The organism is Mesorhizobium sp. M4B.F.Ca.ET.017.02.2.1, from assembly GCF_003998955.1.
Classification (GTDB): domain Bacteria; phylum Pseudomonadota; class Alphaproteobacteria; order Rhizobiales; family Rhizobiaceae; genus Mesorhizobium; species Mesorhizobium abyssinicae.
The window spans coordinates 22,214-32,108 of the sequence record NZ_RZOF01000028.1 but is presented as its reverse complement, the minus strand read 5'-3'; the positions used below and the strand labels follow the sequence as shown (position 1 = coordinate 32,108).

The following is a 9,895-nucleotide window of genomic DNA, read 5'->3' as shown; positions in this document are numbered from 1 at the left end:
CCGGGATGCTGCGGCTGACCGCGCCGCTCGACTATGGCGAGAAGGTCGTGGCGCCGACCATCGCCGCCTACCTCAAGAAATATCCGAGGATGCGGGTCGAGACGATCTTCGACGACGCGGTCAGCAATCTCGTCGACGAGCAGATCGATCTCGGCATCCGCGCCGGCTGGCTGGCCGATTCCAGCAATCTGGCGCGCCGCCTTGGGAGCTTCCGGCAGGTCGTCGTCGCAAGTCCGGAGCTTGCGGCCAGGCTGCCGCCGGATGTGGCCCCCGGCCAGGCGAGGTCGCTGCCCTGGGTCGGCAATGTCCAGCTCCGCGGTATCGGCCAATGGCTGTTCTCGAAAGCCGGCGAAACGGTGCTGGCCGAGCTCAACCCGGTCGTCAGCTGCGACAAGAGCCCCGGCGTCCATGCCTGCGTGCAGGCCGGCATCGGGCTCGGCATCTTCCCGGACTACAGCGTCGATGATGACATCGCCAAGGGGCGCCTGGTGCGGATGTTCGCCGACTGGACCTTGCCCACCGGCGGCATCCATGCCGTCTTTCCGCCGGCGCGCTTCAGGCCGGCCAAGGTGCGCGCCTTCGTCGAGCTTCTGGCGGCGGCCGAACGAAAGCGCGCCCGGGGCTCAAAACCGGACTGATGTCTCGACTGGTCAGCCCGGGCGGGGGGAGCAGGTCAGGGAACCTTTGTCCGGCTGGCGATTTTGGATATGGTGGAACTTCGAACCGGTTAGGAGGGGTATGCGAATGACGACGAAACGCCTTGCGATCCGCGCACTCGTTTTCGCTGTGGCTTGCGGCTTGGCCGCCTCGGCCTTCGCCGGAAGCCGCGACCATCGGGCCGAATCCGAACGCTACGTCCCCGCGCATCGCGATATCATCGACATCCTGTTCGCGGGCCCGCACTACTATGACCAGCAATTGTTCACGACGGCGGCCGGAGCCTGCTCGTACCAGCGTGTTGGCCCTGACGCCAATGCGTTGAACAAGATCAACGATCACCACTGCGGTAAATAGGCGGCCGGCCTCAGCGCCCGCCGCTCTCCCTCATCTTGCCGATGATCTCCGCCATCAGCGCGAGGTCGGCGCGCGAATCCGCGAGGTCGGTCAGCGGCTTCGAGCCCTCCGCGATATGGCGGTGGAAGGTTTCGAGCTCGTTGGAGAAGGCGTCGCCATAGAGCGGGCCGAAGGCCTTCGTCACCGGGCCGAGCGGACCGGCTTCCGTCACCTCCAGCCGTGTCGGCAGGCTGCGGATATAGGGCGTGTCGTAGATGATACGCACCCGCTTGGTGTTCGAGCGCACCTCGATCATGGCGTCGAACAGGCCGAGATCGTCGACGACCGCGTCGTAGAGGCAGGCGAAGTGGCCGTAGTCGAAGGTCACGCTGGTGTTGGCACCGCCATTGGTGCGGTGCGCCGCCACCACGCGCTTCGGCTCGCCGATGAGCCCGCGCATCGCCGAGATGTGATGCGAGGAGAGCGCCGTCAGCCCGCGGTAGGCGCGCACCAGGTCGGCGGAGGCATCCTGCCCCACCACTTCGCGGATCAGCGCGTCCCGCTCCCTGCCGCCGCGCGCCAGGATCGCCGGGTCGATGTCGGTGGGGTAGAGGGTGTTCTGGCTCTTCTTGAGGAAATGCCGGCCTTCCGAAATCAGGTCGAAAATGCGCACATGGGTAATGTCGGTGTGGGCCGGCAATTCCTCCCGTGCCGCCAGATAGGCCGGCGCGTAGCGGCGCATATAGCCGACGAAGATGGTCTTGGCGTACTCCTTGCTCAGCGCCAGCAATTCGTCGATCTCGCGCACCGTCAGGCAGGCCGGCTTCTCCAGCAGTATATGCTTGTTGGCCGCGATGGCGGCGCGCACGAAGCGGCTGTGCGTGTCGTCCGAGGAGAGCACGAAGACCGCGTCGATGTCGGGCGAGGCAATCAGCGCCTCGGCGCTGTCGAACGGCTTGGCGGTCGGATATCCCGACGTGACGAGCGACACCAGGCTCGGCGAGATGTCATGGACGCCTGCGATCACCCAGCGGTCGCGCTGGTCGGCCAGCACCGGCAAATGGATCGACTGCGCGACCTCGCCAAGTCCAACAAGTCCGACACGGATCACCGCCACGGCAAACTCCCTTGCATTTCCATTCTGTCGCCGGCCACCGAGGCCCGCGTTTGACGTCACGAATGACAGGCGATCACGCCGCGCCGGTGACCAGCGCCACCAGCTCGTTGCCGGTGGTCTCGGAGGCGCGCACCGTCGCCGCCATCCGCCCGGCCCGCATCACCCAGATCTGGTCCGAAAGGCGCCGCACCTGATCGAAATTGTGGCTGACCAGGATGACGCTCACCCCTTGCTCGCGCAGCCGCCGGATCAGCGCCTCGACATTGCCCGTCTCCTGCACGCCGAGTGCGGCCGTAGGCTCGTCCATGACGACGAGCTTGGCGCCGGAGCCGGCGGCGCGGCAGATCGAGATCGCCTGCCTTTGCCCGCCCGACAGGCGCCGCACGCGCTGCATCACCGAAGGCACGTTGATCGACAGGCGCGACAGCATGGCGCGAGCCTGCGCCTTCATCGCCTTGCGGTCGAGCAGCGCGAACGGGCCAATGCGGCGCACGATCTCGCGGTTGAGGAAGAGGTTCTGCGCCACGGTCAGCTCGTCGATCAGCGCCAGGTTCTGGTGCACCGTCTCGATGCCTGCCTTGCGTGCTTCGTCGGGGTTGGAGAAGGGATGCGGCCGGCCGTCGAAGAAGATCTCGCCGCCGTCCGGCGCATGCACGCCGACCAGGCAGCGGATCAGCGTCGACTTGCCGGCGCCGTTGTCGCCGATCACGGCGGTGACCTCGCCGCGGCGGGCCTGGAAGGCGACATCGGTGAAGGCGCGGATGCCGCCGAAATGCTTGCTTAAGCCGTCGCAGGCGAGGATCGCTTCGGTCGAGGGGGTGTGATGGACGGCGCTCATTTCTGGTACCGCATGATCAGCGCCGCCAGCACCACAATGGCGCCCACGGCGAGCGGTTGATAGAAGGCCGAAACGCTGAGCAGCGTCAGCCCGTTGACCAGCGCGGTGAGCATCAGCGCGCCGATGGCTGGCCCAAGGATGCTGGCGCGGCCGCCGAAAAGGCTGACGCCGCCCAGCACCACGGCCGCCACCGAATTCAAGAGCAGGCTGGTGTTGATCAGCGGCTCGGCCGAGCCGATCCGCGCCACCAGGAGCAGCGAGGCGATGCCGGCGCAGAAGCCGGAAATCGTGTAGGCGGCGATCTTCACCCTGCCGGTGCGGATGCCGAGCGCCGAGGCGCTTTCGGCCTGGCCGCCGGTGGCCAGCAGATGCACGCCGAAGCGGGTGTGATAGAGCGCGATATGAGCGACGATGACGGCCGCGATCGCCACCCAGACCGGATAGCCGAACGGTCCGAACGAGCCGGAGGCCAACCGCAGCAGGAAGGTCGAGCCGACCATCGTCGGTTCGCCGCCCGACAGGATGAGGCCGAGCCCGGTGATGCCCGACAGCGTGCCCAGCGTCACCACGAAATCGGGAATTTTCCCGGCGGTGATGAGGACGCCGTTGAGGAAACCCACCGCGCTGGTGGCAAGGACGGCGAGCACGCAGGCCGCGAAAATGCCCCAGCCGGCGGCGTTGACCAGGCCGAGGATGATGGCGCCGAGCATGACGGCCGCGGCCAGCGAAAGATCGATGCCGGAGGTCGCGACGACGAAGGTCTGGCCGATCGACAGCACCACCAGGATCGCCGCGGCAAGGAGCAGCGCCTGCAGATTGGCGACGCTGAGGAAGACCGGCTGGGCGATGCCGAAGACGATGACGAGGCCGACCAGGCCGACGACCGAGGCCCAGTCGGCCCAGAAGGAAGGATCCAGGAGGAGAGCCGACAGGGAGGAACGGCTCTCCTCCGCCGCGCCCGCCGTCACTCGAGCGGGCGCGCTTTGTTCAGGTGTGCTCACTTCAACATCTCGCGGAAGGGATCGGGATACTCGCCGCCGGGCGCCGGGAAATTCTTCAGCGACGCTTCCGCATTGTCCTTGTTGATCAGGAGCACCGGCGCCGGAACATTGGCGGGCAGTTCCTTGCCCTTGGCGGCAATGGCGCAGGCCTCGACGCCCATGGCGCCGACGACATAGGGATATTGCGCGACGGTGGCGGTGAGCTCGCCGGCGGCGATCGATTTCAGCGCGTCGACGATGCCGTCGAGGCCGATCACCTTGACGTCCTTGCCCGAGGTCTGCACGGCGCGTTCGACGCCGAGCGCCATGACGTCGTTGGCGGCGAAGAAGCCGGCGAGATCGGGGTGCGCTGCCAGGATGTCGGTGGCCGCGGTCAGCGCCTTCTCGCGATCCCAGTCGGCGCTCACCATCACCACCACGTCGAGCTTGCCTTCGACGGCCTGCTTGAAGCCCTTGATGCGGGCGTTGGAGCCGACGTCGCCTACGATACCGGCGACCAGCGCCACCTTGGAGCCTTTCGGCACCAGCTTTAGCATCTCCTCGCCGGCCAGCGCGCCGGCGGCGACGTTGTCGGTGCCGATATAGGTCGAGATGGCAAAGCCTGCCGCCTTGGCCTGTTCGGCGTCGATGGTGCTGTCGATGTTGACGATCGGCTTCTTCTTCTGGGCGACCGGCACCAGCGCCTGCACCAGGTTGGAAACGCTTATCGGGTTGACCAGGTAGCAGTCGAAATCCTGCATCGCCATGGCGGTCAGGCGGTCGGCCTGCCCGGTCGCGTCGCCCATGTTGGCGGCGGCCTGCACGGTGACGCCGACACCGTCGGCCTTGGCCTGGTCCTCAATGCCCTTCTGCATGGTCTGGAAGAACGGATTGTCGAGACCCTTCACGATCGCCCCGACTTTCGGCGCTTCTCCGGCATGCGCCGGTACGGCAAGCGTCGTTGCAAGCAGGCCCGCGCCGAGCGTCAGGCAGTTCAACATGCGCATATGTATTCCTCCTCCGAATATTGGTTTGCGGTTCGTTGTTCTGCGAACGGAACGCCTGACGGCGCGCAAGCGACCCCGGCGCTGGCGCTGGAGAGGTGATGAGGTGCGCGGATCGCGACCCCGGCAAGGGTGTCTTCCATGTCAGGCATGCTCCTCCCAGAGCGCTGGCCGATGTGCCTTGCCAGCATTTCCGCATGTTTTAGAAAAATTTGACACGCGTCAAGAATTAAAGTGGTGTGCAGCGTGTTTTAATGTGCTGCGGTGCGGTAGGAGGGAGACGGCGCCGTCTTGTTTCGTCATCCACGGGCGGAGCGGGAACGAAGGGGACGCACAGACCCGAGGATCCATGCCGCTCCTTCCATGCGTCGCAGCGGTGCAGAACGTATGATTCTGCAGCGCCCCGTCGCTCGAAAAGTCACGGTGTGGATCCAGGGTCTCCGCGACGTCGCTTCGCTTCTGCTCCGCCCCGAAATGACGAAGAAGAGGTCACCTCAGGCCCGCGGCGCCAACGCTGGCTCATCCTGCCCGCCGGCGCCGCTCCTGGTCTCGTCGTTCTGCACCATCGCCAGCGCCGTGCCGGGCTCGCCCTCCCACAGGATCAGGCTGGCCGCGCCGACCAGGCCCGCCCGGTCGCCGAGTTCGGCGGGCACGATCGGCACGGCGCGGTAGGCCTGCATGGCGCGCTCCTCGACCGTCGCCCTGATTCCCGGCGCCAAAAGGTCGAAGCCATTGGCGAGGCCGCCACCCATCACGATCAGGTCCGGCGAATAGAGATGCAGAAGATTGGTGAAGCCGATGCCGAGCCATCTGGCTTCCGCCTCGACCAGTCGGCACGCGGTCGCATCGCCCGTCCGCGCGGCCTCGACGACATGGCGGGCGGAGATGTCGCCGTCCTTCGCAAGGCGCCGGAGCAGCGATCCGTCGCCGGACGCGGTCAGCCGCGTCGCCTGGCGCCCGAGCGCGGTTCCCGAGGCGACCGCCTCGAAGCAGCCGATGGCGCCGCAGAAGCAGCGGTCGCCTTCGCCGGTGATCGTCATGTGGCCGATCTCGGCTGCCAGCCCGCGCCTGCCGTGATAGATGTGGCCGTCGGCGACGACGCCGCCACCGATGCCTGTCGAGACGGTGACGAACACCAGCGATCCGGTGCCGCGGCCGGCGCCGAAGCGCCATTCGCCGAGCGCTGCCGCATTGGCGTCGTTCTCCAGCCGCACCGGCAGGCCGAACTGCCGGCTGAGGATGTCGATCAGCGGCACATTGTGCCAGCCGGCCAGCGTCGGCGGCCCGATGACGATGCCCGCCTTGGGGTCGAGCGGGCCGGGCGCGCACATGCCGATGCCGACGACCTTGGCCTGCGGGTGCTGCTTGAGCAATTTGTCCGCCAGCGTGATGATCTGGCCGATCACGGCCTCCGATCCCGCACCCGCAAGCGTCGGCGCCGAGACGCGGGCGATGACGTCGCCACTGCGCTCGACCAGCGCGCCGCGCAGCTCCGTGCCGCCGAGATCGAAAGCGAGCGCGACCGTGTTCATCACGCGGCGGCCTTCAGCCCGTGCAGCCAGGCCATGCGCTGCGCGAGGTCGGGGTCGCCGAAGGCAAGCGAGCCAAGCACCACCGTGTCGGCGCCGGCGGCGCGCAAGCTGGGCACCGTCTCGTGGCGGATGCCGCCGTCGGCGGCAAGGATGATATCGGCCTCGCGCCCGGCCTTCCTGATCAGCGCGCGCGCCTCGATCAGGCGCGGACAGGCCTGCTCCGACAGGCTCTGGCCCTTGACGCCGATCGACGTGCCGAGAAGCGTCACGAACGCCACCTCCGCTAGGAACGGGACGATTGCCGGAACAGGCGTTTCCAGCCGCAGCACGACGCCGGCCTCGGCGCCGAGTTCACGCGCCAGCCGCACGGCGCGTAGGCCCGCTTCGCCATTCTCGGCGTGGATGGTGACGAGGTCGGCGCCGGCCTCGATGAACTGGCGCGTCTGCGCCTCGACGATCTCGGCCTCGACCATCAGATGCACATGGATCGGCTTCGCCGTCAGCCTGGCGATGCGCGCCACGAGGTCGGGGAAGAACAGGAAGCCGGGGGTGAAGCGGGCATCCGCGACGTCGACGTGATGCAGGTCGGCATAGGCCTCGATGCGCTTCAGGTCGCGCTCCATATTGGCGAGGTCGGCCGACCATAGCGAGAATTCGCCGAGCAGCCTGTTGCGCGGCAGGGCGGCGATTGCGGCGGAGCCGGAGAGGGATTTGCTGGTCATGACGGAATGAGGCTCCGGACTTTCGAGTGGGACTGGAGGAACGTGGTGATCTCAGTGTGCAACTCACTGAAATGCTGCTTGCTGTCGCGGGCCTTGGGTGTGACCTCGGCGAAAACCGCGTTGGGCATCATGGCGGCAAGCGTGTAGGCGCTCGACAGCGGATGGACAGTGTCCATGGCATTGCCGACGAACAGCGCCGGAATGGCGAGCGCGGCCACTTCGTGTTGCGAAACACCCGGTCCGTCGGCGGCAATATCGGCCAGCACCTGCGCGAAGGCCTTGGCGTCGGGCCGGTCGAAATAGCCGAGCAGCGAGGAAAGATTGTCGGGCGCCTCGTGATAGAGCCGCGTGGCCGTCGCCGATTGCGCGAAGATCGTCCTCGCCTTGTCGGGCCCATGCTCGAGGATGAGTCCGGCGACTTCGGCTATGGGCTGCATGTTCGGCGGCGCCGCCGCAAAGGTCCAGGCAGGCCGCACCATGACCAGGGCGGCGACGCGTTTCGGATGGCGGCAGGCCAGCCGCAGCGCGATCCCGGCGCCCATCGAGACGCCGCCGGCAATGAAGCGGTCGAGGCCGGCCCGATCGGCGGCCGCGAGAACGTCGTCGGCGAACATGTCGAAGGAAAACGGCCGCCGCTCGCCAAGGCCAGAGCCGCCATGCCCGCGGCATTCCAGCGTGATGCGCCGGAAGCCGGCGGGGAAGGTCTGGGCGACCTGCGCCTCGCCGCCGCCCAGCCCATGCTGGAAGACGACCGCCAGACCTTCCCCGGCCTCGGTGGACCGCAGCGTGGCGCCGTCGCGAGAGAGCGTCGCCATCACACCAGCCCCTTCAGGAAACGGGCGACACCGGGCGCTTCCTCGGCGGAAAGCCCGTGCGTCACCAGCGGACCGTCGAAGCCGCTGCGCTTCAGCCGGGTGATGAAGTCGGCAAAGTCGACCACGCCTTGGCCGGCCGTGGCAAAGCGGCCGTCGGCGAAACGGTCCTTGGCATGCGCCATGGCGACTTGGCCGGCCGTGCGTTCGACCGCATCGGCGACGATGGCGCGCGCCTGTGCGGCATCCACCTGCTCGAAGAGGTTCGCCGGATCGAGCACGATGCGCAGCCGCTTCGAACCCATCTCGGCGATCAGGCGCGTCGCGTCGGCGGCGGAGGTGACGATGTTGGCCTGCTCGGGCTCGATGCCGAGGTCGACGCCATGGCGCTCGGCAATCGCAAGCGCCTTCTCCATCTCGCGCGCCATATCGGCCCAGGCCGAGAGGTCGGCATTGTCGGGATGATGCGCCCACTGGTCGTCGGGGTTGCGCGTTCCGGTGCAGAGCGTCACCAGCGGCGTGGAAAGCCTGGCGGCCGCCTCGATCACCAGCGCCAGCCGGCGCAAGCCGTTGTCGCGCACCGCCCTGTCCGGATGCGCCATGTTGTAGGTGCCCGACAACGCGACAAGGGCCACGCCCGAAGCCTCGGCGGCGGCCTTGATAGTCCGGATCGCCTCGTCGGGGACGGCATCCGGCATCGATGGCAGGCCGGCGCAGGCGAGGTTGAACTGGGTGACCGCGAAGCCCGCATCGCGCACGGCGGCAAGCACGCCGGCCGGCTCGCTGCCCGGAAAGGTCTTGGCGAACACCCCGACCTGCATCAGACCGCTCCCGTCACGCTGGCGATCTCGACACGCTCGCCGCTCTCGACCGAGCGGGCGATCGCCACCATGGCGCGGATCGAGGCGAGCCCGTCCTCGACATTGGCGCCACGCATCGGCTTGCCATCGAGCACGGTATCGGCGAGGCCTTCGATCTGGCGCCGGAAGAAGTGGCCGTCGGCGCCGAGCGGCTTGCGCGAGGTCGCGTCCTTCTCGTGGAAGATGTCGACCTCGCTCGCCCGGAAATACCAGGGATTGAAGGTCTTCGCGATCACAGAGCCGTTCTCGCCATAGAGCTGAAAACCTTCGTGCCAGTCCATGCGCACGGCGACGGTGAGATCGAGATGGCCGAGCGCGCCATTGGCGAACTCGGTTTCGACGAACCAGCAATAGGCGCCGAAACGCTCGTTGAGGCGCGCCCGCACGGCGGTGATCTCGCCGGCGAGGAAGCGCGCCGTGTCGACGAGATGCGAGCCGTGCGCCAGCATGAAATATTGCCTGAGATCGGCTTTCGGGTTGCCGGCCGGCTTCCGCGCCAGCTTGCTGGTCACCGGCAACGGCTGCACCGCGTCGGTGTTGGTGTAGCGATGCGTGGAATCGCAATACCAGGCCTTCAGCGCCAGGATCTCGCCCATCTCGTCGCGGACGAAATCGCGCGCCGCTTCCAGCGCCGGATCGAAACGCTTCATGTGCCCGACCTGCAGCACCTTGCCCGAGCGCTTGACCGCTTCGGCCAGCTTCTCGCCTTCCTCGACCGAGACGCCGATCGGCTTTTCGCATAGCACGTGCTTGCCGGCCTCCAGCGCCTTGATCGACATCGGCACGTGATAGGCATCCGACGTGGCGACAATCACCGCTTCCAGCGCGGGGTCGGCGAGCATCTCGTCAAAGTCGCCATATACTCTTTCGGGTTCGTAGGTCGCGCCCATGCGCGCGAGCAGGTCGGGCGCGGCGTCGCAGATCGCGTAGAGGTCGGCGTTGCTCGCCTTCGCGCAGGATTCCAGATGCGCGAACTGCGCGATCGGCCCGCAGCCGAGCACACCGACACGAAGGCGACGGTCTTGCTTGCGGATCAT

Annotated in this window: 11 protein-coding genes; 2 read left to right on the top strand and 9 right to left on the bottom strand. The window is 67.4% G+C overall.

The window, feature by feature from the left end; genetic code table 11:
• A partial coding sequence (locus tag EN738_RS06190) for a substrate binding domain-containing protein (RefSeq protein WP_210214068.1) occupies positions 1-638 on the top strand: 638 nt, incomplete at its 5' end.
• A 106-nt stretch (positions 639-744) separates the two neighbouring features.
• Complete coding sequence (locus tag EN738_RS06185; RefSeq protein WP_127282947.1) at positions 745-1,014, top strand: hypothetical protein; 270 nt, start codon at positions 745-747, stop codon at positions 1,012-1,014.
• A 10-nt stretch (positions 1,015-1,024) separates the two neighbouring features.
• Here EN738_RS06185 and EN738_RS06180 read toward each other — a convergent pair whose 3' ends face one another.
• The 9 genes from EN738_RS06180 to EN738_RS06140 form a co-directional block, all read right to left on the bottom strand.
• Positions 1,025-2,110, bottom strand: a complete 1,086-nt coding sequence (locus tag EN738_RS06180; RefSeq protein ID WP_127282946.1) for a Gfo/Idh/MocA family oxidoreductase — start codon at positions 2,108-2,110, stop codon at positions 1,025-1,027.
• A gap of 73 nt (positions 2,111-2,183) precedes the next feature.
• Entirely contained in the window at positions 2,184-2,948 is a 765-nt protein-coding gene (locus EN738_RS06175) for an ATP-binding cassette domain-containing protein (RefSeq protein WP_127282945.1), read from the bottom strand.
• The gene (locus EN738_RS06170) at positions 2,945-3,949 is read right to left on the bottom strand and encodes an ABC transporter permease (RefSeq protein WP_127282944.1); all 1,005 of its coding nucleotides are present in this window, start codon (positions 3,947-3,949) and stop codon (positions 2,945-2,947) included. The genes EN738_RS06175 and EN738_RS06170 overlap by 4 nt, the downstream gene beginning before the upstream one ends.
• On the bottom strand, positions 3,946-4,935 hold the full coding sequence (locus EN738_RS06165) for a substrate-binding domain-containing protein (RefSeq protein ID WP_127282943.1): 990 nt from the start codon (positions 4,933-4,935) through the stop codon (positions 3,946-3,948). Before EN738_RS06165 ends, EN738_RS06170 begins: the two co-directional genes overlap by 4 nt.
• Positions 4,936-5,426: 491 nt before the next feature.
• Complete coding sequence (locus tag EN738_RS06160) at positions 5,427-6,464, bottom strand: ROK family protein (protein WP_127282942.1); 1,038 nt, start codon at positions 6,462-6,464, stop codon at positions 5,427-5,429.
• Entirely contained in the window at positions 6,464-7,186 is a 723-nt protein-coding gene (locus EN738_RS06155; RefSeq protein WP_127282941.1) for a ribulose-phosphate 3-epimerase, read from the bottom strand. The genes EN738_RS06160 and EN738_RS06155 overlap by 1 nt, the downstream gene beginning before the upstream one ends.
• Positions 7,183-8,001: an alpha/beta fold hydrolase gene (locus tag EN738_RS06150; RefSeq protein WP_127282940.1), complete on the bottom strand. Its 819-nt coding sequence runs from the start codon at positions 7,999-8,001 to the stop codon at positions 7,183-7,185. The genes EN738_RS06155 and EN738_RS06150 overlap by 4 nt, the downstream gene beginning before the upstream one ends.
• The gene (locus EN738_RS06145; RefSeq protein ID WP_127282939.1) at positions 8,001-8,819 is read right to left on the bottom strand and encodes a sugar phosphate isomerase/epimerase; all 819 of its coding nucleotides are present in this window, start codon (positions 8,817-8,819) and stop codon (positions 8,001-8,003) included. Before EN738_RS06145 ends, EN738_RS06150 begins: the two co-directional genes overlap by 1 nt.
• Positions 8,819-9,895 carry a Gfo/Idh/MocA family oxidoreductase gene (locus EN738_RS06140; RefSeq protein ID WP_127282938.1) on the bottom strand — a complete coding sequence of 359 codons (1,077 nt, stop codon included), beginning with the start codon at positions 9,893-9,895 and terminating at the stop codon, positions 8,819-8,821. Before EN738_RS06140 ends, EN738_RS06145 begins: the two co-directional genes overlap by 1 nt.